Origin of the sequence: Hydrogenophaga pseudoflava (genome assembly GCF_004353865.1) — a bacterium.
GTDB lineage: Bacteria > Pseudomonadota > Gammaproteobacteria > Burkholderiales > Burkholderiaceae_C > Hydrogenophaga > Hydrogenophaga pseudoflava.
In genome coordinates this window covers 1140463-1163946 of sequence record NZ_CP037867.1, presented here as the reverse complement: position 1 = coordinate 1163946, position 23484 = coordinate 1140463, and the positions used below count along the sequence as shown (strand labels likewise).

Below are 23484 nucleotides of genomic sequence, written 5' to 3'. Positions count from 1 at the left end.
TTCGTGGGCAAGATCGTCGTCTACTGCCAGCCTGGTGCGAAGCAGACGCAGTGCGTCGGCCTGCACGACGGCAAACCCAAGATCCAGCTCAAGGCGCCGCCGGTCGATGGCGCGGCCAACAAGGCGCTGATCGGCTTTCTCGCCGAGGTGTTCGGCGTGCCCAAGTCGGCCATCAGCATCGAGCTCGGCGCGTCGGGCCGCACCAAGCGGGTCGAGGTGGCCGGCGTGGACGACGCCGAACTCAACCGCCGGCTGCTCGCGGCGGCATGAACGCGGTGCTGCCCGGCCGGCCGGGCAGCGATAGCTGCGCTTCGGTGGGCGCGGTCTGCGCCAGCAGCTTCCCTTGGCGCCACACCTTCAGACGCGTCGCGCGCAGGCGGATCGCCTCCACCGGGTCGCGCGCCTGCAGCAGCACGAAGCTCGCGTCCCGGCCCTTCTCGATGCCATAACCCGCCAGCCCCATCACCTGCGCCGCGTTCACCGTCACCGCATCGAAGCACTGGCGCATGCCGGCCTGGCTGGTCATCTGCGCCACGTGCAGGCCCATGTGGGCCACCTCCAGCATGTCGCCGCTGCCCAGCGAGTACCAGGGGTCCATCACGCAGTCGTGACCGAAGGCCACCGTCACGCCGGCCGCCATCAGCTCGGGCACGCGGGTCATGCCGCGGCGCTTCGGGTACGTGTCGTGGCGGCCCTGCAGCGTGATGTTGATCAGCGGGTTGGCCACCGCGCTCACACCGGCCTCGGCGATGAGCGGGATCAGCTTGCTCACGTAGTAGTTGTCCATGCTGTGCATGGACGTCAGGTGGGAGCCGTTGACGCGCCCCTGCAGGCCCAGACGCTGTGTTTCGTACGCCAGCGTCTCGATGTGGCGCGAGAGCGGGTCGTCGCTCTCGTCGCAGTGCATGTCCACCGGCAGGCCGCGTTCGGCGGCGAGTTCGCACAGCAGCTTCACGCTTTGCGCCCCCTGTTCAGAAGTGCGCTCGAAGTGCGGGATGCCACCGACCACGTCCACACCCAGATTCAGGGCGCGCGTCAGGTTGTCCAGACCGCCCTTCGTTCGCAGCACGCCGTCCTGCGGGAAGGCGACCAACTGCAGGTCCAGGTAGGGCGCGACGCGCGATTTCACTTCGAGCATCGCGCGCACCGGCAGCAGGCTGGGGTCGCTGGTGTCCACATGGCTGCGGATGGCCAGCAGGCCTTTGGCCACCGCCCAGTCGCAGTAAGCGAGCGCGCGCTCGACCAGCGCCTCTTCGGTCAGCAGCGGCTTGAGTTAGCCCCAGAGCGCAATACCTTCGAGCAAGGTGCCGCTCTGGTTCACGCGCGGCTGGCCATGGCTCAGCGTCGCGTCCATGTGGAAGTGGGGGTCGCAGAACGGCGGACTCAGCAGTTGCCCCGCCGCGTCCACGGTCGTTTGCGCGGGGGCCTGCAGGCCTTCGGCCACGTCGACGATGCGGCCGTTCTGCACGGCGACCGACATGTCGGTGCGGCCGTCGAGCAGGGTGGCGTGGGTGATCAGCAGGTCGAGCATAGCAATGTCCGTCCGGCCGTTGGCGGCCTGGCGTTCATGCCGTCACGAGCACGGCCCGAAGCCGCTCGGCATACCCGCGCAGCACCTCGGCGCCCGGCTCCTTGCGCGGCCAGCTCAGGGCGATGCCATCGCCGCCATGGCGCGGCACCACGTGCAGGTGGAAATGGAACACGGTCTGGTCGCCTTCGCGGCCATTGGCCTGCAGCAGGGTGAGGCCCGGCGGATCGAACACCGCCTGAACGGCCCGCGCCACGCGCTGCGCCGTCTGCATCACGGCGGCGGCTTCTTCGGCGGTGATGTCCAGCAGGGTCGCGGCGTGGCGACGGGTTGCCACCAGCACATGGCCGGGATTGACCTGGCCCAGGTCCATGAAGGCGATGGTCAGCGCGTCTTCGTACACCTTGGCCGAAGGAATGTCGCCACTGACCAGCCGGCAAAAAATGCACTGGCCGGGTGGCGAGGTGTCGATGAACATGGGCATGTACAGGCTCCTCAAGGGTCGCAGTCATGGTAGCAGCCGGCCCCTCGGCGCCGCGCTCACTGCGTGCCGAAGATGCGGTCGCCGGCGTCGCCCAGGCCCGGCAGGATGTAGCCGTGATCGTTGAGCTGGCGGTCGATGGCCGCGGTGTAGATGGGCACGTCCGGGTGGGCTTTCTCCATCGCGGCCAGGCCTTCCGGGCAGGTCAGCAGGCAGACGAACTTGATGGACTTCGGGTTGCATTCCTTGAGGCGGTCGATGGCGGCGATGGCGGAGTGGCCGGTGGCCAGCATCGGGTCCACCACGATGGCGTCGCGCTCGTGCATCTCGGGCGGCATCTTGAAGTAATACTCCACCGCGGTCAGGGTCTTGGGGTCGCGGTAGAGGCCGATGTGGCCCACGCGCGCACCCGGCACCACGCTGAGCATGCCGTCCAGGATGCCGTTGCCCGCGCGCAGGATGGACACGAAGACCAGCTTCTTGCCATCGATGACTTTGCCCGTCATGGTCTCCAGCGGCGTTTCCACCACCAGGTCCTGCATGGGCATGTCGCGCGTGACCTCGTAGGTCATGAGCATGGACAGCTCGTTGAGCAGGCGGCGGAAGCTGTTGGTGCTCGCTGTCTTGCTGCGCATGAGCGTGAGCTTGTGCTGCACCAGCGGGTGGTTCACGACGTGGACGTTGCTCATGGTGGAGGCCTTTGTTGTGGTGATGGAAAGGGTCAGAAAACCGTGCCGTCGCTGACGATGTTCAGCGGCGGCAGCCCACCGCGCTGGCGCTGCGCGAGCAGGCGGCCGGCGGCCCAGGTGCCGCCTTCGAGCACGCAGGCCAGGGGCATCTGCTGCTCGCTCAGATCCAGCTCGGCGCGCACCAGCGGCGCCAGTTCGTCCAGCAGCGCCACGGTGAGCGCGCGCCATTCGACGATGAAGGTATCGCCCGCCTGCCAGGCGCGCGTGGCCCAGTCGGGCGGCAGCGGGCGCAGCACGCCAGCGTCGATCAGCAGGCCGCCGTTGCGGTATTCGGGCAGCCCCGTCAGGGCGTCCAGGCCGGTCACGCGCACGCCCGCCCATTCAAAGGGTTCGAGCAGCGAGTAGGTCAGCCACTGAGACAGTTTGTGGAAGGGCATCCATCCCGCGGTCAGCCCTTCGCCGGCCACAGCCGGGTGGCGCCAGCAGTCGCCCAGCGGTTCGCCATCGATGGTGTTCTGCGCCGGCCAGATGCCGGACAGCGTGTCCAGCAGCAGCACCAGGATGTCGTGCGCGGCCACCGCACCACCGCCCTGCGCGGTCAGTGCGTCGAACAGGCCACCGGGCCGGCCCTGGGCACCGAACACCGCCGGCTGCGCGGCCAGCGCCTCGCCCAGCCGGCGCAACAGCGCGGCGCGCCCCTCCAGTCCCACCAGCGGGTTGCCGCCACCCACCTGGAGGGCGGTGGCCAGCCGATCGGCCGTCACGGCGCTCAGACCGGCCGCGTCCACCCGCAGCGGCCGCTGCGGGTCGCTGGAGAACAGGCCGGCCAGGAAGGCATGGAAGCTCGCCACGCCCAGGCCTTCGGAGCGCGCGAAGCGCTGGCCGCTGGCGGCTTCCCGGTACGACCAGTCGGCGCCCGCGCCCGCGTCCAGCAGCACGCTCACCACCACCAGATCGATCTGCGCACGCGCCCGTGTGGCCGCGTCCACGTCGCCCAGCGCGGCGTCCAGCAGGGCACGCCGGTCCACGCCACCGGCCTCGAAATGACGCCAGCGGCTGTGGTACGGGATGCGGCCGTCGGGGTAGCGCTCGCGCGTGAGTTGGGCCACGCTGCGCGCAGCACCGGCCAGCGCGGTGCCGCTCACCACAAAGTGCTCGGAGGCGCCTTCGCGTGCGCGGGCCAGCAGCTGGCGCGCGCGGGCGCGGACGGCCGTCGTCGACCGCAGCAGGCGGGCCGCGCTCATGCCCCCAGCCCCCGGCCCTTGGCCTTTTTCAGCTCCTCGGCATCAGGCACCACACCGGGCGTGAAGTAGCCGGCCGCCATCTTGGCGTCCATCTCCACCCGCGCGTCGGCCGGGATCAGCTCGTCCGGGATGTTGATGCGTTCACCGACCTCGATGCCCGAGCCGGTGATGGCGTCGTACTTCATGTTGCTCATCGACACCAGCCGGTGGATCTTGGTGATGCCCAGCCAGTGCAGCACGTCGGGCATGAGTTCCTGAAAGCGCATGTCCTGCACGCCGGCCACACACTCGGTGCGGGCGAAGTACTGGTCGGCGGTGTCGCCGCCCACCTGGCGCTTGCGCGCGTTGTAGACCAGGAACTTGGTCACCTCGCCCAGCGCCCGGCCTTCCTTGCGCGAATAGGCCACCAGGCCCACGCCGCCGCGCTGCGCACCCTGGATGCATTCCTCGATGGCGTGTGTCAGGTAGGGCCGGCAGGTGCAGATATCGGAGCCGAACACGTCCGAGCCGTTGCATTCGTCGTGCACGCGCGCGGTCAGCGTGACGGCCGGGTTGGCCAGGTCGCGCGGGTGGCCGAAGATGTAGAGCGTCTGCCCGCCAATCGGCGGCAGGAAGACTTCAAGGTCGGAGCGCGTGACCAGCTCCGGGTACATGCCGCCGGTTTCTTCGAACAGCACGCGGCGCAAATCCGCCTCGCTGCAGCCGAAGCGCTTCGCCACGCCCGGCAGGTACCACACCGGCTCGACCGCCACCTTGGTCACCACTGCCGCACCGCCCGCGGTCAGCAGCTGGCCATCCGGCTTCAGACGCCCCTTCTGCACGGCGTCGATCACTTCGGGCAGCAGCACATGGGCCTTGGTCACGGCAATGGTCGGGCGGATGTCGTAGCCCGCGGCCAGCTCCTGCGCGTACACGTCGGCCACCTCGGCGCCCCAGGGGTCCAGGCTGACGATCTTGGTCGGATCGGCCCACTGCGGGTAGGGGCCGATCACGTCGGTGGGCGCGGTGTTGGTCAGGTCGGCCTTGTGCTCGCGCTTTAGCGCGCCGGCCGCCACCGCCAGCGCACGGTAGACGCTGTAGCTGCCGCTGTGCGTGCCGATGACGTTGCGGTGCGCGCGGTTGGTGGTGGTGCCCACCACCGGGCCGCGCTCGCGCGCCGTGGCCGCGCCCCAGACGATCGGCAGGGCACCGAAACCGCCCGAGTGCGAGGTGAGCCGGATGTGGCGCGGGTGCGGCGTCTGGGCCGAGGCCGGGGCCTCGCCGGAAGGCTGGGAAGCGTCTGCGGACATGGACAGGTCCTGTGGTGAAAGCCCGTGGCGGGCGAACCGGCGGCAGCGGCGGGTGGCCGCTGCCGACACCCGTTTCCGTTGTAGCAAGGCCGATGCCAGCCGTCCACCCGGCGGCCCTCCGTACAATCCCGGCCCTCCCCCTCTTTCTGGCCACTTTCATGCACTACGCCGTCTCCCACCACAAGCTCAAGCTCATCCTCAGCGGCGCCGGCCTCAAGTCCGGCGACGCGGCCGGCATCGACCAGCTCTTTGGCGGCAAGGACGGCTACTACTGGTTCGGCACCCTGCGCGACATGTGCCCCGAGGGCAAGACCCTGACCTGGGACAACCAGTACGCGCTGGTCGCGGCCATCCAGGCGCACGAAGACGCCAGCGCGGCCGAGGACGAGATGCCGCCCGAGAAGCCGACGCCGGCCCACATCGCGGCCATCTGCAAACTGCTCGCGATCTGACCATGAGCACGCCGACCGCACCGCTCCAGGTCGCCGTGCTCGGTGCCGGTGCCGTCGGCTGCTTCTACGGCGGCATGCTCGCGCGCGCCGGCCACCGCGTCACCCTCATCGGCCGGCCGCAGCACGTGCAGGTGTTCGAGGCGCAAGGCCTGCGCATGCAGACCCTGGCCTTCGACGAGACGGTGAAGCTGCACGCCAGCACCGAGGCATCGGCGGTGGCCGGCGCCGACCTGGTGCTGTTCGCGGTCAAGTCGCCCGACACGGAAACGGCGGGCGCGCAGATGCGCGAGCACCTGAAGCCCGGTGCCCTGGTGCTGTGCCTGCAGAACGGCGTGGACAACGCCGAACGCCTGCGCGCCGTGCTGACGGGCGTGCAGGTGGCCGCCGCCGTGGTCTATGTGGCCACCGAGATGGCCGGCCCCGGCCACCTGCGGCACCACGGCCGCGGCGAACTCGTCATCGAACCCTCAACCGCCAGCGAACGGGTGGTACAGGCGCTGGCCGCCGCAGGCGTGCCCACCGAGATCAGCGACAACGTGCGCGGCGCGCTCTGGGCCAAGCTCATCCTCAACTGCGCCTACAACGCGCTCTCGGCCGTGGGCCGCATCCCCTACGGCGAACTGGTGCAGCAACCCGGGGTGCAGGACACCATGCGCGACGTGGTGGCCGAGTGCCGCGCGGTGGCCGCAGCCGACGGCGTGACCTTGCCCGGCGACGTGGACGCCGCCGTGCGCCGCATCGCCGAGACCATGCCCAGCCAGTATTCGTCCACCGCGCAGGACCTGATGCGCGGCAAGCCCAGCGAGATCGACCACCTCAACGGCCACGTCGTGCGCCGCGGCGAGGCCCTGGGCGTGCCCACCCCCGCCAACCGCGTGCTGTGGGCGGTGGTGAAACTGGTGGAAGCCGCCACGCTCCGCTGACGACATCCATCGCGCACCGTCAATTCTGACAAGGGCATTCGGGGAGCGCCGGGCAGGATCTTGTACAACGGCCCCTCCCGGGTTACAAGCCCTTCTCCGATCACCGCGGCGGAGCCTCCGCCCTCACCGCATCAACGTGTCTTCTGGTCTGCGCAACAGTCTTCGGCTGCAGCTGGTGCTGCTCATCGGTGGCCTGGCCGTGGCCGGCGCGGTGGGCTATGTGCTGCTCACCACGCACCTGGTGCGGCAGCAGATCGAAGCCGACCAGTTCCGGCTGCAGCGCATCCTGGTCACCCGCATGGCCTCGCAGCTCGACCAGGACATGCACGCGCGCACCACCGAGCTGCGCTTCATTGCCAGCCTTGAGCGCCTGCGCGACCCGCAACGGGCCGCGCAGGACAAGCAGGCCCTGCTCCTGACCAAGAAAGCCATCTATCCCTTCTACGCCTGGATCGGCATCACCGACACGCAGGGCCGCATTCTGGCCAGCACAGAACCGCGCATCAACGGCGCGGATGTGTCGCAGCGCTCGTGGTTCATCGGCGGCCGGCAGCGCCTGCACCAGGAAGACATCCACGACGCCGTGCTGCTGGGCAAGCTGCTGCCCCCGCCCGAGCTGGACGAGCTGCCGCTGCGGCTGATGGACATTTCGCTGCCCCTGCTCGACCGCCAGGGACACTTCATCGGCGTGCTCGCCACCCACCTCAGCCTGGACTGGGCCTACCAGGTGCGCCACCAGCTGCTGGACCAGCTGGACGTGCCAGGGCTGGAGATGCTGCTGGTCAACCGGGACGGCGAAGTCATCGTGGGCAGCCCCACGCTGCCCGCCCGCGACGCGACCAACCTGTCGTCGCTCACGGTGTTCACCGGTTCGAAGGCGGGCCGTGTGGGCACCGCGATCGAAACCTGGCCCGACGGCCGGCGCTACCTCACGGCCGCCGCGCCGGCCCTGGGCACGCACCCCTACCCCGGCCTGGGCTGGACGGTGCTGGTGCGGCTGGACGAAGCGACCGCCTTCGCCGACGCCCGGCGCATGGGCTGGCGCGCGCTGGCCGTGGGCCTGGTGTCGGCGCTGATGTTCTCCTGGATCACCTGGTGGGCCATGGGCCGCAAGCTGCGCCCCATGGAGCGCCTGAGCCAGGCCGTGGCCGACCTCGACGTGAACCGCCCGCTGGTGAGCCTGCCGGAGGTGGCGGGCAGCGGTGAGGTCGCCGTGTTTGCCCGCTCCATGGCCCGCCTGGTGAACGCACTGGGCGAAAGCCGCGAGCGCTTCCAGATGCTGTTCGACCATGCGCCGGTGGCGATGGCCTTTGTGGCTGCGGACGGCCAGGTGCTGCTGCTCAATGCCCGCTTCACACAGCTGCTCGGCTACGACATCCGCCACGTGCCCCATGTGGACCAGTGGTTCGTGCAGGCCTTCCCGGAGGGGCCGGCCCGGGAAGCGGCCCGCGAACGCTGGCAGAACGCGTTGCCACACATCGGCAAGACGCCCATGGCGCTGCCCACCGCCGAATACGAGCTGCGCTGCTATGACGGCAGCACCTGCATCGCCGAATCCGGCGGCATTGCCCTGCCCGACGGCATGCTCGTGTCGTTCCAGGACCTGACCGAACGCCGCAAGGCCGAGGCCGGCCTGCGCCTGTGGGCCGAGGCCTTTGAGCACAGCGAGGTCGGACTGCTGATCTCCGATGTGCGAACCGAAACCCTCATCGCCGCCAACCCCACCTTCGCGCAGCAGCGGGGCTACACCGCCCGGGAGCTGACCGGCCTGCCGGTCGCCAGCCTGTACCCCGAGCGCGCCCTGCCCGGCCTGAGGGCCGCTCTGGAGCAGGCGTATGTGAACGACCACATGGTCTTCGAAACCGAGCACATCACACGCGATGGCCGCATCTTCCCGGTGCTGATCGACCTCACGGTGCTGCGCGACGCCGACGGCCGCCCCGTGCGCCGCGTGTCCTATGTGCAGGACCTGACCGAGCGCGAGCGTGCGGCGCAGGAGATCCGCCGCCTCAACACCGAGCTGGAGCAGCGCGTCGTCGAGCGCACGGCCGAGCTCAGCGCGGCCAACCGGGAACTCGACGCCTTCGCCGCCGCCGTCACCCACGACCTGCGCGCACCCCTGCGCACGGTCAACGGCTTCGCGCAGATCCTGCTGGACGAGTTTGCGGGTCTGCTGGGGGACGAGGGGCGCCAGCACCTGCAGCGCATCCAGGACGGCACGCGCCGCATGGGCGAACTCATCGAAGGCCTGCTGGCCCTCTCGCACCACACCAACAAGCCGCTGGACCGCAGCCGCGTCGACCTGTCGGCCATCGCTGCGCGGCGCCTGGCGGAGCTGGCCGCGGCCGAACCGGCGCGCCAGGTGGTGGTGGAGGTGGAACCCGGCCTGGAGGCCGACTGCGACGCGGCCCTGGCCGAAGCCCTGCTGGTCAACCTGCTGGACAACGCCTGGAAGTACAGCGCCCGGACACCCCGGGCGCACATCCGCTTCTGCAGGGACACGGTCGACGGTCTGAGCGGCTTCTGTGTGTGCGACAACGGCGCCGGCTTCGACATGACCAAGGCCGGCCACCTGTTCGAGCCCTTCCAGCGCCTGCACCACCCCAGCGAGTTCCAGGGCACCGGGGTGGGTCTGGTCACGGTGCGCCGCATCGTGGACCGGCACGGCGGCCGCATCACGGTGCAGGCGGCGCCCGGCCAGGGCGCGCGCTTCTGCTTCACGCTGCGGGCCGAGGCCTGACACCTGGGTCGGTCTCCGGCCTCCGTCCTCAGGGCTTCTGCGTGCCCACCACCTCGATCTCCACGCGGCGGTTCTGGGCGCGGCCCTCTCGGGTCTGGTTGGACGCCACCGGCTGCGACTCGCCGCGGCCTTCGGTCTTGATCTGCTCGCTCGGCACGCCCTTGCTCACCAGGTAGGCCTTCACCGCACCGACGCGGCGCACCGACAGCGACTGGTTGTAGGCCTCGGTGCCGGTGGCGTCGGTGTGGCCCACGGCGATGATGGTTTCGACGTTCACCTTCGACAGCTCGGCCACCAGGCCGTCGAGCGCGGCCTTGCCGGCCGGCTTGAGCACCGCCTTGTCGAAATCGAACAGGGTCTCGGCCTGCAAGGTCATCGCCTGCACCGGGGCTGGCGCAGGAGCGGGGGCTGGTGCGGGAGCTGGCACAGGCACCGGTGCCGGGACAGGCGCCTGCGCCACGGGGGCGGGCGGAGGCGGCGGCTTGATGGCGCCGTCGCAGTCGGGGTGGGCGGTGGCCGGCGTCCAGTTGCTGTTGCGCCAGCACAGCTCGTTCGTGCCGTTGCGCCAGGCGAGCGAGCCGTCGCCATTGGTCCAGTTGTCGACCGTCTGGGCACCGGCGGCAGAGGCCAGGCTGACCGTGGCGGCCAGCAGCAGCGTGCGGGGGAGGTTGCGCTTGTTCATGGGTGGTTCCTTTTCTCGAAGCTCCAGGGGAGCGTGGTTGGAAGGACTCTGGCGGGTCGGTCCTCTTCCCTGCCGAGTGAACCCATTCTGGTTTTCGTCCCCCTCCGCCCGCATCGGAAAGCGCCGCATGCGCGTGTAGGACAACACGCCATGGCCGCTCCCACGGCCCCCCGCACATTCACCACCTTTGCTCAGGGCAGCGTCGTCGCCAGGTGCGTGTACAGCGGAATGCCCAGCAGCAGGTTGAGCGGGAAGGTCAGCCCCAGCGACAGGCCGAAGTACAGCGACGGGTTGGCCTCCGGTATCGCGTAGCGCACCACCGCCGGCACCGCGATGTAGGACGCGCTGGCCGCCAGCGTCATCAGCAGCGCGGTGTCGCCCGCGGGCAGGCCGGCGGTGCGCGCCAGGGCCCAGGCCAGCGAGGCGTGCAGCAGCGGCGCCAGCACGCCGTAGGCCAGCAGCACCGGCGAACGCCCGCGCAGGCCCGGCAGGTTGCGCGCGGCCATCAGGCCCATGTCGAGCAGGAAGAAGGCCAGCATGCCCTTGAACAGATCGCCCGAGAACGGTTGCATGGCCTCGCGCCCGGCCTCGCCGGTCATCACGCCCACCACCATGGCGCCGATCAGCAGCAGCTGCGAGCCATCGGTGAAGGACTCGTGCAGCAGCTTGCGCCAGTCGGTGGACACGCCTCCCCCCGGGGGCCCGCCCAGCACCGCCGCACCGCCGCCCAGCACGACTCCGGCCGGCGCCGTCTGCTGCTGGCGCAGGCGGTTGGCCATCAGCACCGCGAGCACGATGGCGGGCGACTCCATCAGCGCCATGGCCGCGGCCATGTGTCCGCCGTAGGGCAGGCCGATCTTGTCCAGGTGGCCGGTGGCGGTGATGAAGGTCACCGCGCTGACCGAGCCGTAGGTGGCGGCCAGCGCCGCCGCGTCAAAGCCCGAGACCCAGCGCCGCAGCAGCGTGTAGCCGATCAGCGGCACCACCACCGCCAGCACCACGGCGATGCCCAGCCCCGCCACCACCTGCGCATTCAGGCCCGAGGCCGCAAGCGCGAACCCGCCCTTGAGGCCGAGCGCCATGAGCAGGTACATCGAGAGAAATCGGGAAATGGCCGGCGGGATTTCCAGGTTCGAGCGGACCAGGCCGGCCAGCACGCCGATCACAAAAAACAGGATGGCCGGATCGACCAGGTTGTGCAGGTTCATGAGACGTTCCTTGGTTGGGCGCGGATTGTGGCGACCGGAATGCATTCAGTAAAATCGATTTTTGTGCGACACAACATAGATAAAAATCTATGAACATCACCTTCCGCCAGATGCGCCTGTTCCTGGCGCTGGCCGACACCGGCAGCGTCAGCGCCGCCGCGCGCGCCCTGCACGTGACGCAGCCGACCGCGTCCATGCAGCTGCGCGAAGTCACCGAGTCCATCGGCCTGCCGCTGTACGAGGTGATCGGCCGCAAGGTCTTTCTCACCGAGGCCGGCCGCGAGCTGGCGCAGACTGCGCGAGCCATCGCCGGCGAATGGGAACGTTTCGGCCAGCAGGTCAGCGCCATGAAGGGCCTGACCCGCGGGCGCCTGAGCGTGGCCGTGGTCAGCACCGCCAAGTACTTCGTGCCGCGCCTGCTTGGTGGCTTCTGCGAACAGCACCCGAGCATCGACATCGCGCTGGAGGTGCTCAACCGCGACGGTGTGGTGCAGCGCCTGCGCGAGAACCGCGACGACCTCTACGTCATGTCCCAGCCACCGGCCGACATCGACCTGCAGGACCAGGTGTTCCTGGACAACCCGCTGCACCTGATCGCGCCCGCCAGCCACCCGCTCGCGCAGCGCCAGCGCGTGGCGCTGCCGTCGCTGGCGGGTGAACGTTTCATCCTGCGCGAACGCGGCTCGGGCACCCGGCTGGCGACCGAGCGGCACTTCGCCGCGGCCGGCTTCGCACCCGCGCTCACGCTGGAGCTGGGCAGCAACGAGGCGCTGAAGGAAGCCGTGGCCGGCCACCTGGGCGTGGGCATCGTCTCGCGCCACGCGCTCAAGGCCGAGGAGATCGGCCGCGACCTGGTGCTGCTGCCGGTCAGCGGGTTTCCGATCCGCTCACAGTGGCACTTGGTGCACCCGCGCGCCAAGCAGCTGTCGCCCATCGCGCAGGTGTTCCGTGAGCACCTGCTGGGGAGCGCGGCGCAGTGGGCGGTCGGCCTGGAGAAGACTCAGGCCGGCAGGAAACGCTGACGCAGGACACGGTGCAACACCTTGCCGGTGGCGGTTCGAGGCATCTCGGTTTCATCCACGAAAACGATGCGCGACGGGCACTTGAAGCCCGCCAGCTTCTCGCGGCACCAGTCGCGCAACATCGCCTCGGTTGCCTCCGACCCCTGGTGCAGCACCACCACCGCCAGCGGCGTCTCGCCCCACTTGTCGTGTGGTACGCCCACCACCGCCACGTCGCGCACCGCGGGGTGCTGGCCGATCACGGCCTCCACCTCCGACGGGTACACGTTCTCGCCGCCGCTGATGATCATGTTGCTCTTGCGGTCCACCAGCCAGATGTAGCCCTGCTCGTCGCGCCGCGCCATGTCGCCCACCGAACACCAGTGGGCGTCCATCGCCTCGGCGGTCTTCTCGGGGTTGCGCCAGTAGCCGTCGAACACATAGGCGGTGCGCGAGAACAGCTCGCCCACCTCGCCGTCCGGCACCTCGTTGCGCTCGTGGTCGAGCAGCCGGATAGCCCCGCTGCCCGCCCATTCGCGCCCCACCGAACCGAGCTTGCTCAGTTGCTCGTCGGGCCGCAGCAGCGTGACCCAGCCGGCCTCGGTCGAGCCGTACAGCTCGTAGAGCTTGCCGTTGGGAAACAGCTTCATGATCCCGCGCTTGGTCTCGGGCCGCGCCGGGGCCGAGGAGATCATCAGCTTGCCCACGGCGCTCAGGTCGCAGGCCTGTTTCACCGCGTCGGGCAGGGCCATCATCATGATGTAGTGCGTGGGCACCAGCGAGGTGAAGGTCACGCGGTCCTGTGCCAGTGTCTTCAGCACCGCTTCGGCGTCGAAGCTGGGCCGGTCGTCGATCACGATGGTCGCGCCCAGGTGCACGAAGGTGGTGCCGAAGTACAGCGAGTTGGCGTGGCACAGCGGCATCACCAGCAGGGCCGTGTCGTCGCGGGTAAAGCCCATCTCCAGCGCCGTGGCCAGCGCGATCAGCGTGCTGCCGGCGTGCGCGCGGACCGCGCCCTTGGGGCGGCCGGTGGTGCCCGAGGTGTACATGAGTGCGCACATGTCCTCCGGCGCCACCACCGGAAACACCGTGTCCGTGCGCGCGCCGGCCAGCAGCGCCTCGTAAGCCGCCCAGCCCGCCGGGGCGGCCTCGCCCAGCACCACGTAGCGGTCGGCCGGCACCGGCAGATCGGCCCGGATGCCGTCCAGCATGGCGCAGAAGTTGGGGCCCGCGATCACTGCGCCCACCTCGGCGTGGTCCAGGATGTAGGCCATCTCCGGCCCGGTCAGGCGGAAGTTCAGCGGCACCACCACCAGCCCGGCGCGCGCCATGCCAGCGTACATCTCCATCCACTCCAGCCGGTTGTGCGCGATCACGCCCACGCGGTCGCCCGGGGCCAGGCCCAGCCCCAGCAGGCCGGCCGCCAGCCGCGAGGCGCGCGCGTCCCACTCGGCATAGGTCAGTCGGCGCCGCGAGTCGCGCACCGCGAGCTTGTGCGGGGTGAGCCGGGCGTGCGTGGCCACGGCGTCGGCGATGGTGAGCAAAGGGCCCATGGGCGGTCTCCTGGGTGATGGCTGGGGGCGATTCCGGGTGAATCCTGGCTTGATTTATTTGAACTCTGAATTCAGAATTCAATTTCGTCAATCCCCCCGGAGACAAACATGGCCCCACCCCCGATCGGCGAGCAGTCCGCCGCCGCCGTCATCGCACGGTTCCTCAAGGCGCGCGGCGTGCGCCGCGTTTACGCCCTCTGCGGCGGGCACGTCATGCCGATCTGGATGCGGCTGGACGCCGAGGGCATCCGCATCGTGGACGTGCGCGACGAACGCGCCGCCGTCTACATGGCGCACGCCGAGGCGCAGTTGACCGGCACCCTGGGCGTGGCCCTGGTCACGGCTGGGCCGGGCGTCACCAACGCCATGACCGGCATCGCCAACGCCCACGTCGCCAAGGCGCCGGTGCTGGTGCTCTCGGGCCTGCCACCCACGCCGCAGGAGAACCGCGGCGCGCTGCAGGACATCGTGCACACCGAGCTGGTGCGCAGCCTCACCCGCTACGCGCGCACCGTGCGCCACCCCGACCTGGTGCCGCAGGAACTGGCCGAGGCCGCCGCCCGTGCGCTGGGCGAAGGCGGCGAACCCGGCCCGGTCTACCTCGACTTTCCCATCGACACGCTGCGCGCCGACGTGGCGGTGCGCATGCAGCTGCCCGAGGTGTTCGCACCGCCCGCCGCCCTGCCCGCACCGCCGCACCCGCAGGCGGTGCAGGCGGCGGTGGACCTGCTGTGGGCAGCAAAACGCCCGCTGTTCATCTCGGGCCGCGGCGCGCGCGGCGCCGGCCCCGCCCTGTGCGCATTGCTGGAGAAGTTCGGCGCGGCCTACCTCGACACCGGCGAGAGCAAGGGCCTGGTGCCCGACGACCACCCCAGCGTGGTCGCTGCAATGCGCGGCGCGGTCATGGGCCAGGCGGACCTGGTGATCACCGTCGGCCGCCGGCTCGACTTCCAGCTGGCCTTCGGTTCCCCCGCGGTCTTTGGCGACGCCCAGTTCCTGCGCATCGCCGACTGCGCCGCCGAACTGCGCGACAACCGCCGGGGCACGGTCGAGGTGCTGGCCGACTGCGGGCTGGCGCTGCAGGCCATCGTGGACGCTGCCCCCGCCACCGTGCCCGCCAGCGACGGCGCCTGGCTGGCCGGCCTGCGCGAGCAGCACCGCCAGCGCTCGGCCAAGCTGGAGCAGTCCATGAAGGACGCGCGCAGCGGCAACGACGGCCGCCTGCACCCCAACCGCGTGCTGGCCGCGCTGCGCGAGGCCCTTCCGCCCGATGCCATCGTGGTCGCCGACGGCGGCGACTTCCTCTCGTTCGCACGTGTCGGCCTGCCCGCCAGCACCTACCTCGACCCCGGCTCGCTGGGCTGCATCGGTGTCGGCACACCCTTCGGCATTGCGGCCAGCCTGGCCTGTCCGGGCCGCACCGTGGTGGTGGCCACAGGCGACGGAGCCTTCGGCTTCAACGCCATGGAGATCGACACCGCGGTACGTCAGAAGGCGCCGGTGCTGATCGTGGTGGCCAACAACGGCTCCTGGGCCATCGAGGTGCGCGACCAGCAGGAAACCCACGGCAAGGTGGTCGGCACACAGCTGCAATTCGCCGACCACGCGGCCATGGCGCGCGCCTTCCACATGCACGGCGAGCGGGTGGAGAAGGCCGAGGACCTGGACGGCGCGATCGCCCGCGCCCTGGCCGAGCTGCGCGCCGGCCGCCCGGCCCTGCTGGACGTGGTGGTCACGCCCGAAGCTGCGTCGTCGGACGCCAAGAGCGGCCTGGCCTGGGTGCCCGACCTGCAGGCCCTGGCCGCCTGGGACGAGGCCGAACGGCGCTGGCGCGCAGGGGCCTGAAAGCCGGGCGTCCGGCGACCACTACCATTGGGCCCATGAAGCCGTTGCAGTCCGCGCCCAGCCTGGTCGAACAGGTCCACCGTTCGATTATCTCCAGCATCGCCTCGGGCCAACTGCGCCACGGCGAACGCATCATCCAGGAGCAGCTGGCGCACCAGCTCGGCATCTCGCGCCAACCGGTGCAGCAGGCGCTGACCCTGCTGCGCAAGGAGGGCGTTCTGATCGACGCGCCCGGCCGCGGCCTGCAGGTGGCACCGCTGGACCTGGACCACGTGCGCCACATGTACGAGGTGCGCGCCGTCATCGAAGGCCTGGCCTTCCGGAACGCCGCCGAGCGCAACGCCAGGGCGGCGGCCCGGCAGGGGCCGGCGCTGATCCGCGCCGGCCGACAGGCGGTGGCCAGCGGGTCCTACACCGAGATGATCGCGGCCGACATGGCCTTCCACGGTGTCATCTACGCGCTCTCGGGCAACCCGCTGGTGGCCCCCTCGATGGAAACGCACTGGACGCAGACCCAGCGCGTGATGGGCGAGGTGCTGATGCGCGACGACAAGCCGCGCGACATCTGGGACCAGCACGAAGCCCTGCTGGCCGCGGTGGCAGCCGGTGATGGCGACACCGCCGAACGCCTGGCGCGCCGCCACATTCTGGACGCCGCCGATTTCATGATCGAGCGGCTGCGGCAGGAAGCAGACTGAAGCCGCCGAGCCTCAGGCCCCGCGCGCGCCCAACTGCCCCACCGCCTCCAGCCAGCGCTGCACCCGGCCCGGCTTCGGATGGCTGGCCGGCGCGAACAGCGTGAAGCGCGCGGGCCGCAAACCGACGAAGTGCAGGATCTGCCCGCGCAGCTGCCAGACCAGCGCGTTGCGGTAGAGCAGGCGCAGGAACAGCGACGGCGTGTCGGACGTCACCACCACCCGCGCGCTGCGCCCCGTCAGCAGCGGCCGGGGCATGCCGGTCCAGCTCGGGTTGCGCGTGTCGAAGGCCTGGCCCGGCAGCAGCGAGCGGTCGAACAGGCCCTTGAGTCGGGCCGGCAGGCCGCCCCACCACATCGGCGTGAACAGCACGAAGTGGCCGCACCACGCCAGGTCGTCCTGGAACTTCTGCAGCGATGGCTCCAGCGGCTTGGTGGTCCCGTAGCCCGCCAGACCGAAGTCGGCGTCGAAGTCCAGGTCGTGCAGGTGGACGACCCGCAGCTCGTGCCCGGCCTCGCGCGCCGCGTCGGCGTAGCGCTGCGCGAGCGAGCGGCAGAGGGAGGCCGGCGCCGGATGGCCGTCGAGAACCAGGATGCGGGTCATGTGCGATCTCCTTTGAAAATGACCATGGTCAAATTAAGTCACAACTATTGACCACGGTCAATTTAAATTTGACTGTGGTCAACACCTGCGGCACAGTGCCGCCATGCGCAAAGCCGTCCAGCAGAGAACCCTTGAAACGCGGGCCCGCCTCACCGAGGTTGCCCAGGCCCTGGTGACCGAAAAAGGCTTCGAGGCCTTGCGGATCGACGAGGTCGTGCAGCGCGCCGGGGTGGCCAAGGGCACCTTCTTCGCCCACTTCAACGACAAGGACGAACTGATGGACCTGCTCATCGGCGAGCGCATCAACGCCCAGCTCGACCGCATGGCAGCCGCCGCCCCGCCCCGCAACGCCGAACAGCTGGCCCGGCGCCTGATGCCGCTGCTGGAGCTGATGGCGTCGGAGCGTTATGTGTTCGACGTGATCCTGCGCCGCTCGGGCGCCGCGGCGATGGAAGAGATCGGCCCCATCGCCACCACCTTCGAGCGCATGGGCCAGGTCTGGGGCCCCTGGCTGGCGACCGGCGATTTCCGCCGGGACGTGCCGGTCGAGCTGCTGGTCGAGGGGCTGCAAGCCCTGGTGGTGCAGACCCTGGCGCTGCACTTCTGCGCCCTGCACCAGCACAAGCCCATGAAGGACCGGCTGCTGCCCTACCTGCGGGCCTGGCTCGGCCCCTTCAGCGCGGGACCGGCGCCGATGCCGCTCTGAGTGGTTCATCCTGTTTTATCTGTTTCAGATAATTATCCGAATCCACTAATATCCGGCAATGAGCACCGACAGCCTCTTCCACCGCGACCTCTACGCCGGCCAGATGGCCGAGCAGCTGCTCAACCCCGGCCCGCTGGACGAGAGCACCCGCTCGGGCGTGTTCCTCTCGGGCATCCGCCGGGTGGGCAAGACCACCTTCCTGCGCCAGGACCTGATCCCCGCGCTGGAGTCCCGCGGCGCGCTGGTGATCTACGTGGACCTCTGGGCCGACCCGGCCAAGAGCCCCTCGGCCCTGGTGCACGAGGCGGTGCGCCAGACCCTGCTGCAGCTGCAGACGCCGGGCTCGGCCCTGCTCAAGCGGCTGCGGGGCCTGCGCCTGGGCGCGGCCGGGCTCAGCCTGGACATCGAGCTGGACCGCATCGGCGAGCCCGGCGGCAGCACGCTGGCCCAGGCCTTCGAGGCCCTGGTCGCGAAGACAAAGACCAACGTGGTGCTGATCATCGACGAGGTGCAGCAGACCCTGGGCACCGACGAGGGCCAGGCCCTGCTGCACGCGCTCAAGGCTGCGCGCGACGCCGTCAACGCCAAGCCCGGCACGCCCGGTCGCTTCCTGTTCATCGGCACCGGCTCGCACAAGTCGCTGCTGGCCGAGATGACGAGCCGGCGCGCGCAGCCCTTCGCGGGCGCGCTCTCGGCGTCCTACCAGGTGCTCGGCAAGGACTTCGTGCAGTGGCAGCTGGACCGCCTCGCGTCGGCGCCCGGCCTGACCCTGCCCAGCCTGGACGCCGCCTGGGAAGGCTTCCAGACCCTGGGCCACCGGCCGGAGGAGCTGCTCAAGGCGCTGCGCCAGCTGCAGCAGGTGGGCGGCACCGACCCCGACACCGCCTGGCACATCGTCTGCGCCACCCTGGCCGGCGCCGCGGCCGACGCCGACCTCAAGGCCTTCGACGACCTGGGCGAACTCGGCAAGGCGGTGTTCGAGCGCATCGCCGCGGGTGGCGAACAGGGCATCTCGGGTCTGTTCGGTGCCGAGTCGCTGACCTTCTACAGCGAGCGCATCGGCAGCGCGGTGGACGCCTCGCAGGTGCAGAAGGTCGTCGACAAGATGGTCGGCGCCCAGCTCATCATCCGGCCCAGCCACGGCGTCTACACCATCGCCGACCCCTTCGTGCGAAAGGTCTGGCAGGAGAAGCAGGCGCTGCTGGCGCCGCCCCCCGGCCCGCGCTGAACCGGGGGTGCCGGGGCTTCAGAGGTGGATGCCGCCCGAGGCCTCGATGCGCTGGCCATTGACCCAGCCCAGCCCGTCCGACAGCAGCGCCGCCATCACCGGGCCGATGTCGTCCGGCCGGCCCACGCGACCCAGCGCGGTCTGCCCGGCGATCAGGGCATTGAGCTGCGCGTTGTCGCGCACCGCACCGCCACCGAAGTCGGTCTCGATCGCCCCCGGTGCCACCGTGTTGACCGTGATGCGGCGCGGCCCCAGCTCCAGCGCCAGGTAGCGCGTCAGCACCTCGACGCCGCCCTTCATGACCGCGTAGGCGGCATAGCCCGGCAGCGAGAAGCGCGCCAGCCCGGAGGACACGTTGAGGATGCGGCCCCCGTCGGCGATCAGCGGCAGCAGCGCTTGCGTGAGGAAGAAGCTGCCCTTGAGGTGCACGCGCAGCATCTCGTCGAACTGCGCCTCGGTTGTTTCGGCGAACGATGCGTGCACCCCGCTGCCGGCGTTGTTGAGCAGGGCGTCGAAGGTCTCGCGCTGCCAGTGGGTCCGCAGGGCGGTGCGCAACGCGTCGGCGAAGGCGGCAAAACCGTTGCTGTCGCCCAGGTCCAGCGGCAGCGCCACCGCGGTCGCCCCGCGCACCTGCAGCTCGGAAACCAAGGTCTGCGCGTCGGCCGCGCCCTGGCGGTAGGTGACGATCAGGTCGAAACCACGGGTGGCCAGCTGCAGGGCGGCGTTGCGGCCGAGGCCGCGGCTGCCCCCGGTGACGAGGGCGATGGGTCGGGTGGTCATGTCGGTGTCCTTTCAAGGCTGGGGTGGTACAGGGCCCGCAGTCTATTGATCGACATGGATTGAATAAACCAGATCAATCTGTCTAGACTGTGCAGAAATCCAGACCAATCAAACCGATCCATGCACCTCACCGAATCGCTGCGCATCTTTGCCCGCGTGGCCGAACTGGCCAGCTTCAGCGCCGCCGCCGAGCAGTTGGGCCTGCCGCGCACCAGCGTGTCGGCCGCGGTGCGCGAGGCCGAGGCCGAACTCGGCACGCGCCTGCTGCACCGGACCACGCGGCGCGTGCAGCTCACGCAGGACGGTCAGGTGGTCTATGAACGGGCGCTGGACCTGCTGGCCGATGTCGACGAGCTGCGTGGCCTGTTCCAGGCCGAGCCCGCCGCGCTGCGCGGGCGCCTGCGCGTGGACATGCCGCAGACCCTGGCGCGCGAACTGGTCATTCCCGCGCTGCCGCGCTTCATGGCCGAGCACCCGGCGCTGGAGATCGAGCTCTCGTCGGTGGACCGCCGCGTGGACCTGGTGCGCGAGGGCTTCGACTGCGTGCTGCGCGTCGGCCACCTGGCCGACTCCAGCCTGATCGCCCGGCCGCTGGGCGCCTACCGCATGGTCAACCTGGCCAGCCCCGCCTACCTCCAGGCCCACGGCAGGCCCCGCAAGCTGGCCGACCTGGGCCGGCACCGCCTGGTGCACTACGTGCCCACACTGGGCAACAAGGCCGACGGCTTTGAACATGTGGACGCCGACGGCACGGTGCACACCCTGGCCATGGACGGCGCGCTCACCGTCAACACCACCGCCGCCTACGAAGCCGCCGCCCTGGCCGGCCTGGGCATCGTCCAGGTGCCGGAGGCCGGGATGCGCCCCCACCTGCAGGCCGGGCGGCTGGTGGAGGTGCTGCCGAAGTGGCGCGCCGCGCCCCTGCCAGTCTCCATCGTCTACGCCCACCGGCGCCACCTGCCACAGCGCGTGCAGGTGTTCATGCACTGGCTGGCGGCGCTCATCACCCCCCGCCTGCAGGGCTGACCGACGCGGTGGCGACAGCCGGCGCTGGCGCCTGCGCCACTTGGTGGATATATTTCGCATGCGAAACAAATACAACACCGCATGCCACCCACCCGACCGCCCCGCCTCATCTTCCTGCTCAACACCGCGCAGCGCCGCCTGCAGCAGCTCGTGGCCGCCGAACAGCTGCGGCTGGCGCATGACAACGCCGACGCACCCTCGCCCGCGCAGGGCGGTCTGCTGTTCGTGCTGCAGGACAGCGACGGCCGCACCATGGGCGAGATCGCGCAGGCGCTGGACCTCGCGCCCTCGGCCACCACCGGCCTGGTGCAGCGCACCGAGGCGCTGGGCTGGGTGCAGCGCGCCGCCTGCCCTGAGGACGCGCGCACCCAGCGCGTGTGGCTGCTGCCCGCCGGGCGGAATCAGCTGCCGCTGCTGCGCTCGGCCATCCAGCGCATCAACCGCCGGCTGACCACCGGCTTCAGCCCCGACGAGCTGGCCACCGTGGCCCGCTGGCTGCAACACGTGCAACAGACCGCCCAGGAGCCCGACGCGCCATGAACACACCACCCCCGACCACCGACGAGGCCGTGCCCATCACCTGCGCCGACGGCCAGCGCCTGCACGGCCACTTCATCGCCCGCAGCGGCGGCCCGGACGGCGGCCTGCCGGTGCTCATCTCGCCGGCCACCGGCGTGCGGCAGCACTTCTACCTGCGCTTCGCACGCTGGCTGGCCACGCAGGGCCACGACGTGCTGGTGTTCGACTACCGGGGCATCGGCCTCTCGCTGCACGGGCGCCTGAAAGACTGCCGCGCCACCCTGGCCGACTGGGGCCAGCAGGACCAGGTGGCGGCGCTGGACTGGCTGCTGGCGCACACCGGCGCCGCGCAGGCCGTGATCGTCGGCCACAGCGCGGGCGGGCAGATGATCGGCCTGCTGCCCAACCACCACCGCGTCGCGCGGCTGGTCGGCATCTCGGCCTCCACCGGCTGGTTCAAGGCCATGCGGCCCGGCTTCCGGCTGAAGGCCAACTTCGGCATGCGGCTGGTGCTGCCGCTGGGCACCCGCCTCACCGGCTACGGCACCACCGCACTGCTGGGCCTGGGCGAGAACCTGCCGGCCGGCGTGGCGCTGCAGTGGTCGCGCTGGTGCGCCCGCGGCGGCTACGCCACCAACGCCGTGCGCCACCGGCCCGAGCAGGACTTCCACGCCCAGGTGCGCACGCCCGTGACCGTGCTGCACGCCGAGGACGACGACATCGCCAACGCCGCCACCGTGGCCGACCTCCTGCGCACCCTGCCCGCCGCGCCGCGCCAGGCCCACTGCCTGCGGCCGCGCGACCACGGCCTGCGCCAGCTCGGCCACCTCGACTGGTTCCGGCAGTCGCACCAGAGCGTGTGGCCGCTGATGGCGCAGGCGGTGCGCGGTGAGACACTGGCGGTCGCTGGCGCCCCGTCGGGTGCCGCCGCCAGGGCCCACCCATGACCGCCCCCCCGCAGACCGACGCCACCGACGAGCTGCCGCGCTGCCGCTGGTGCAACGGCGCCCCCGAGTTCCCGGCCTACCACGACGCCGAATGGGGCTTTCCCGTGGCGGACGACCGGCGGCTGTTCGAGAAGGTCTGCCTCGAAGCCTTCCAGTCGGGCCTGTCCTGGCGCACCATCCTCAGCAAGCGCGAACACTTCCGCCGCGCCTTCCTCGGCTTCGACTTCGATCGGGTCGCCGCCTTCGGTCCGGCGGATGTCGAGCGCCTGCTGCAGGACGAAGGCATCGTGCGCCACCGCGGCAAGATCGAAGCCGTCATCCGCAACGCGGCCGGCGCGCAGGCGCTGGTGAAGGAGTTCGGTTCGCTCGGCGCCTACTTCTGGCGCTTCGAGCCCGACCCGGCCACGCTCGCGGCACCACAGACCGCGTCCACCCACGCGGCCTCGGTCGCCATGGCCAAAGACCTCAAGAAACGCGGCTGGGTCTTCGTCGGCCCCACCACCGCCTACGCCTTCATACAGGCCATGGGCCTGGTCAACGACCATGAACTGGGCTGCCATGCGCGTGCCAAGGTGGCCGCGGCGCGCAAGACGTTCAAGCCGCCAATGGCCCGGCCCGCCTGAGGCCGTTCAGCGCCTCAGCGCGACAGCGCCATCCGCAGGCCCAGGCCCACGAACACCACGCCGCTCACGCGGTCCAGCCACAGGCCGGCGCGCGGGCGGCGCTGCAGCCACTGGCCGATGCCGCCGGCGAACCAGCCCAGTGCGCCGAACAGCACCGCCGCCTGCAGCGTGAACACCACGCCCAGCATGGCCATCTGCAGCGGCACGTTGCCATTGGCCGGCACCACGAACTGCGGCAGGAAGGACAGGAAGAACAGCACCACCTTGGGGTTGATGGCGTTTGCCAGCATACCCTTGAAGAACTGCCGCGCCGCGGAGTCGGCGGCGGCGGGCGCGCCGCTCTCGGCCGGCAGGCCCAGCCCGCCCCGGCTGCGCAGGGCGTTGATGCCCAGCCACACCAGGTAGGCCCCGCCCAGCCAGCGCAGCGCGGTGAAGGCCACTGGCGAAGCGGCCAGCACCGCCGACACGCCCAGCGCGGCCAGCACCGTGTGGCTCAGGCAGCCGGTGGCGCAGCCCAGGCCGAAGGCCATGCCCAGGCGCCGGCCTCTGGAGGCGCCGACGCTGAGCACCATCAGGTTGTCCGGTCCCGGCGTGGCGGTGAGCAGGATGGCGGTGAGCAGGATGGCGGTGAGCAGGAAAGGCAGGACTTGAGCAAGCGTGGGCATGGCGTTCGGGTCGGTTGCGCGTTCGGGCAAAGCCTCAGATTGTCGGTTCAGTCGCGG

Annotated in this window: 23 protein-coding genes and 1 pseudogene; 13 read left to right on the top strand and 11 right to left on the bottom strand. The window is 70.5% G+C overall.

The genetic code is table 11. From position 1 onward, the window contains the following. Positions 1-3 precede the first annotated feature (3 nt). Positions 4-270, top strand: coding sequence for a DUF167 domain-containing protein (locus HPF_RS05740; protein WP_066156320.1), 267 nt, complete (start codon positions 4-6; stop codon positions 268-270). Here HPF_RS05740 and HPF_RS05735 read toward each other — a convergent pair. The 5 genes and pseudogenes from HPF_RS05735 to HPF_RS05715 all read right to left on the bottom strand — a co-directional run bounded on the left by HPF_RS05735 (position 242) and on the right by HPF_RS05715 (position 5231). Then, positions 242-1531: pseudogene (locus tag HPF_RS05735) on the bottom strand (amidohydrolase family protein). The gene HPF_RS05740 and the pseudogene HPF_RS05735 overlap by 29 nt on opposite strands. Positions 1532-1565: 34 nt before the next feature. Next, positions 1566-2012 carry an HIT family protein gene (locus tag HPF_RS05730; protein ID WP_133156011.1) on the bottom strand — a complete coding sequence of 149 codons (447 nt, stop codon included), beginning with the start codon at positions 2010-2012 and terminating at the stop codon, positions 1566-1568. A gap of 56 nt (positions 2013-2068) precedes the next feature. Beyond that, on the bottom strand, positions 2069-2698 hold the full coding sequence (upp, locus tag HPF_RS05725; RefSeq protein WP_133156010.1) for a uracil phosphoribosyltransferase: 630 nt from the start codon (positions 2696-2698) through the stop codon (positions 2069-2071). 32 nt (positions 2699-2730) lie between these two features. Continuing rightward, a complete protein-coding gene (locus tag HPF_RS05720) occupies positions 2731-3942 on the bottom strand; it encodes a URC4/urg3 family protein (RefSeq protein WP_133156009.1) in 1212 nt (403 codons plus the stop codon). Beyond that, on the bottom strand, positions 3939-5231 hold the full coding sequence (locus HPF_RS05715; protein ID WP_133156008.1) for a GTP cyclohydrolase II: 1293 nt from the start codon (positions 5229-5231) through the stop codon (positions 3939-3941). The genes HPF_RS05720 and HPF_RS05715 overlap by 4 nt, the downstream gene beginning before the upstream one ends. A 158-nt stretch (positions 5232-5389) precedes the next feature. Here HPF_RS05715 and HPF_RS05710 point away from each other — a divergent pair, with 158 nt between their 5' ends. The 3 genes from HPF_RS05710 to HPF_RS05700 all read left to right on the top strand — a co-directional run bounded on the left by HPF_RS05710 (position 5390) and on the right by HPF_RS05700 (position 9346). Then, positions 5390-5683, top strand: coding sequence for a hypothetical protein (locus HPF_RS05710; RefSeq protein ID WP_066156304.1), 294 nt, complete (start codon positions 5390-5392; stop codon positions 5681-5683). A 2-nt stretch (positions 5684-5685) separates the two neighbouring features. Then, on the top strand, positions 5686-6606 hold the full coding sequence (locus HPF_RS05705; protein WP_133156007.1) for a ketopantoate reductase family protein: 921 nt from the start codon (positions 5686-5688) through the stop codon (positions 6604-6606). Between the two features lie 136 nt (positions 6607-6742). Continuing rightward, on the top strand, positions 6743-9346 hold the full coding sequence (locus HPF_RS05700) for a sensor histidine kinase (protein ID WP_133156006.1): 2604 nt from the start codon (positions 6743-6745) through the stop codon (positions 9344-9346). Positions 9347-9374: 28 nt separating this feature from the next. On the opposite strand, the gene ompA is transcribed toward HPF_RS05700, so the two are convergent. Both ompA and HPF_RS05690 read right to left on the bottom strand, forming a co-directional pair. Further along, positions 9375-10028: an outer membrane protein OmpA gene (gene ompA / locus HPF_RS05695; protein WP_066156300.1), complete on the bottom strand. Its 654-nt coding sequence runs from the start codon at positions 10026-10028 to the stop codon at positions 9375-9377. Positions 10029-10219: 191 nt separating this feature from the next. Next, positions 10220-11230 carry a sodium-dependent bicarbonate transport family permease gene (locus tag HPF_RS05690; RefSeq protein WP_133158033.1) on the bottom strand — a complete coding sequence of 337 codons (1011 nt, stop codon included), beginning with the start codon at positions 11228-11230 and terminating at the stop codon, positions 10220-10222. 95 nt (positions 11231-11325) lie between these two features. On the opposite strand from HPF_RS05690, the gene HPF_RS05685 reads away from it, so the two are divergent. Next, positions 11326-12258 carry a LysR family transcriptional regulator gene (locus HPF_RS05685; RefSeq protein WP_133156005.1) on the top strand — a complete coding sequence of 311 codons (933 nt, stop codon included), beginning with the start codon at positions 11326-11328 and terminating at the stop codon, positions 12256-12258. Here HPF_RS05685 and HPF_RS05680 read toward each other — a convergent pair. Further along, a complete protein-coding gene (locus tag HPF_RS05680; protein ID WP_133156004.1) occupies positions 12237-13790 on the bottom strand; it encodes a class I adenylate-forming enzyme family protein in 1554 nt (517 codons plus the stop codon). The genes HPF_RS05685 and HPF_RS05680 overlap by 22 nt on opposite strands. A 108-nt stretch (positions 13791-13898) precedes the next feature. Here HPF_RS05680 and HPF_RS05675 point away from each other — a divergent pair, with 108 nt between their 5' ends. Together HPF_RS05675 and HPF_RS05670 are read left to right on the top strand one after the other, a co-directional pair. Then, positions 13899-15635 (top strand): thiamine pyrophosphate-binding protein, encoded by a 1737-nt coding sequence (locus tag HPF_RS05675; protein ID WP_133156003.1) that lies wholly within the window; start codon positions 13899-13901, stop codon positions 15633-15635. Positions 15636-15670: 35 nt separating this feature from the next. After that, positions 15671-16333, top strand: a complete 663-nt coding sequence (locus HPF_RS05670; RefSeq protein ID WP_133156002.1) for a GntR family transcriptional regulator — start codon at positions 15671-15673, stop codon at positions 16331-16333. Between the two features lie 12 nt (positions 16334-16345). On the opposite strand, the gene HPF_RS05665 is transcribed toward HPF_RS05670, so the two are convergent. Beyond that, positions 16346-16933: an NAD(P)H-dependent oxidoreductase gene (locus HPF_RS05665; RefSeq protein WP_133156001.1), complete on the bottom strand. Its 588-nt coding sequence runs from the start codon at positions 16931-16933 to the stop codon at positions 16346-16348. A gap of 103 nt (positions 16934-17036) precedes the next feature. Between HPF_RS05665 and HPF_RS05660 the strand changes: the two genes are divergently transcribed. Continuing rightward, positions 17037-17639 carry a TetR/AcrR family transcriptional regulator gene (locus HPF_RS05660; RefSeq protein WP_066156280.1) on the top strand — a complete coding sequence of 201 codons (603 nt, stop codon included), beginning with the start codon at positions 17037-17039 and terminating at the stop codon, positions 17637-17639. 58 nt (positions 17640-17697) lie between these two features. Next, the gene (locus HPF_RS05655) at positions 17698-18867 is read left to right on the top strand and encodes an AAA family ATPase (protein ID WP_165961656.1); all 1170 of its coding nucleotides are present in this window, start codon (positions 17698-17700) and stop codon (positions 18865-18867) included. A gap of 18 nt (positions 18868-18885) precedes the next feature. Here the strand turns inward: HPF_RS05655 and HPF_RS05650 are convergent, their stop codons facing one another. Beyond that, a complete protein-coding gene (locus tag HPF_RS05650) occupies positions 18886-19647 on the bottom strand; it encodes an SDR family NAD(P)-dependent oxidoreductase (RefSeq protein WP_133156000.1) in 762 nt (253 codons plus the stop codon). A gap of 120 nt (positions 19648-19767) precedes the next feature. Here HPF_RS05650 and HPF_RS05645 point away from each other — a divergent pair, with 120 nt between their 5' ends. The 4 genes from HPF_RS05645 (at position 19768) to HPF_RS05630 (ending at position 22762) form a co-directional block, all read left to right on the top strand. Then, the gene (locus HPF_RS05645; RefSeq protein WP_066156271.1) at positions 19768-20673 is read left to right on the top strand and encodes a LysR family transcriptional regulator; all 906 of its coding nucleotides are present in this window, start codon (positions 19768-19770) and stop codon (positions 20671-20673) included. Positions 20674-20754: 81 nt separating this feature from the next. Further along, positions 20755-21213: a MarR family winged helix-turn-helix transcriptional regulator gene (locus tag HPF_RS05640; RefSeq protein ID WP_133155999.1), complete on the top strand. Its 459-nt coding sequence runs from the start codon at positions 20755-20757 to the stop codon at positions 21211-21213. Further along, positions 21210-22139, top strand: coding sequence for an alpha/beta hydrolase family protein (locus tag HPF_RS05635; RefSeq protein ID WP_133155998.1), 930 nt, complete (start codon positions 21210-21212; stop codon positions 22137-22139). Before HPF_RS05640 ends, HPF_RS05635 begins: the two co-directional genes overlap by 4 nt. Continuing rightward, a complete protein-coding gene (locus HPF_RS05630; RefSeq protein WP_079364641.1) occupies positions 22136-22762 on the top strand; it encodes a DNA-3-methyladenine glycosylase I in 627 nt (208 codons plus the stop codon). Before HPF_RS05635 ends, HPF_RS05630 begins: the two co-directional genes overlap by 4 nt. A 14-nt stretch (positions 22763-22776) precedes the next feature. On the opposite strand, the gene HPF_RS05625 is transcribed toward HPF_RS05630, so the two are convergent. After that, complete coding sequence (locus HPF_RS05625; RefSeq protein ID WP_133158031.1) at positions 22777-23427, bottom strand: LysE family translocator; 651 nt, start codon at positions 23425-23427, stop codon at positions 22777-22779. Between the last annotated feature and the right edge of the window lie 57 nt (positions 23428-23484).

Coding starts and splice junctions, on each gene's coding strand:
- ompA (WP_066156300.1), bottom strand. CDS start 10,028: ATGAACAAGCGCAACCTCCCCCGCACGCTGCTGCTGGCCGCCACGGTC.
- HPF_RS05665 (WP_133156001.1), bottom strand. CDS start 16,933: ATGACCCGCATCCTGGTTCTCGACGGCCATCCGGCGCCGGCCTCCCTC.
- HPF_RS05685 (WP_133156005.1), top strand. CDS start 11,326: ATGAACATCACCTTCCGCCAGATGCGCCTGTTCCTGGCGCTGGCCGAC.
- HPF_RS05715 (WP_133156008.1), bottom strand. CDS start 5,231: ATGTCCGCAGACGCTTCCCAGCCTTCCGGCGAGGCCCCGGCCTCGGCC.
- HPF_RS05680 (WP_133156004.1), bottom strand. CDS start 13,790: ATGGGCCCTTTGCTCACCATCGCCGACGCCGTGGCCACGCACGCCCGG.
- HPF_RS05710 (WP_066156304.1), top strand. CDS start 5,390: ATGCACTACGCCGTCTCCCACCACAAGCTCAAGCTCATCCTCAGCGGC.
- HPF_RS05645 (WP_066156271.1), top strand. CDS start 19,768: ATGCACCTCACCGAATCGCTGCGCATCTTTGCCCGCGTGGCCGAACTG.
- HPF_RS05670 (WP_133156002.1), top strand. CDS start 15,671: ATGAAGCCGTTGCAGTCCGCGCCCAGCCTGGTCGAACAGGTCCACCGT.
- HPF_RS05635 (WP_133155998.1), top strand. CDS start 21,210: ATGAACACACCACCCCCGACCACCGACGAGGCCGTGCCCATCACCTGC.
- upp (WP_133156010.1), bottom strand. CDS start 2,698: ATGAGCAACGTCCACGTCGTGAACCACCCGCTGGTGCAGCACAAGCTC.
- HPF_RS05660 (WP_066156280.1), top strand. CDS start 17,037: ATGCGCAAAGCCGTCCAGCAGAGAACCCTTGAAACGCGGGCCCGCCTC.
- HPF_RS05655 (WP_165961656.1), top strand. CDS start 17,698: ATGAGCACCGACAGCCTCTTCCACCGCGACCTCTACGCCGGCCAGATG.
- HPF_RS05705 (WP_133156007.1), top strand. CDS start 5,686: ATGAGCACGCCGACCGCACCGCTCCAGGTCGCCGTGCTCGGTGCCGGT.
- HPF_RS05730 (WP_133156011.1), bottom strand. CDS start 2,012: ATGCCCATGTTCATCGACACCTCGCCACCCGGCCAGTGCATTTTTTGC.
- HPF_RS05650 (WP_133156000.1), bottom strand. CDS start 19,647: ATGACCACCCGACCCATCGCCCTCGTCACCGGGGGCAGCCGCGGCCTC.
- HPF_RS05640 (WP_133155999.1), top strand. CDS start 20,755: ATGCCACCCACCCGACCGCCCCGCCTCATCTTCCTGCTCAACACCGCG.
- HPF_RS05630 (WP_079364641.1), top strand. CDS start 22,136: ATGACCGCCCCCCCGCAGACCGACGCCACCGACGAGCTGCCGCGCTGC.
- HPF_RS05625 (WP_133158031.1), bottom strand. CDS start 23,427: ATGCCCACGCTTGCTCAAGTCCTGCCTTTCCTGCTCACCGCCATCCTG.
- HPF_RS05720 (WP_133156009.1), bottom strand. CDS start 3,942: ATGAGCGCGGCCCGCCTGCTGCGGTCGACGACGGCCGTCCGCGCCCGC.
- HPF_RS05675 (WP_133156003.1), top strand. CDS start 13,899: ATGGCCCCACCCCCGATCGGCGAGCAGTCCGCCGCCGCCGTCATCGCA.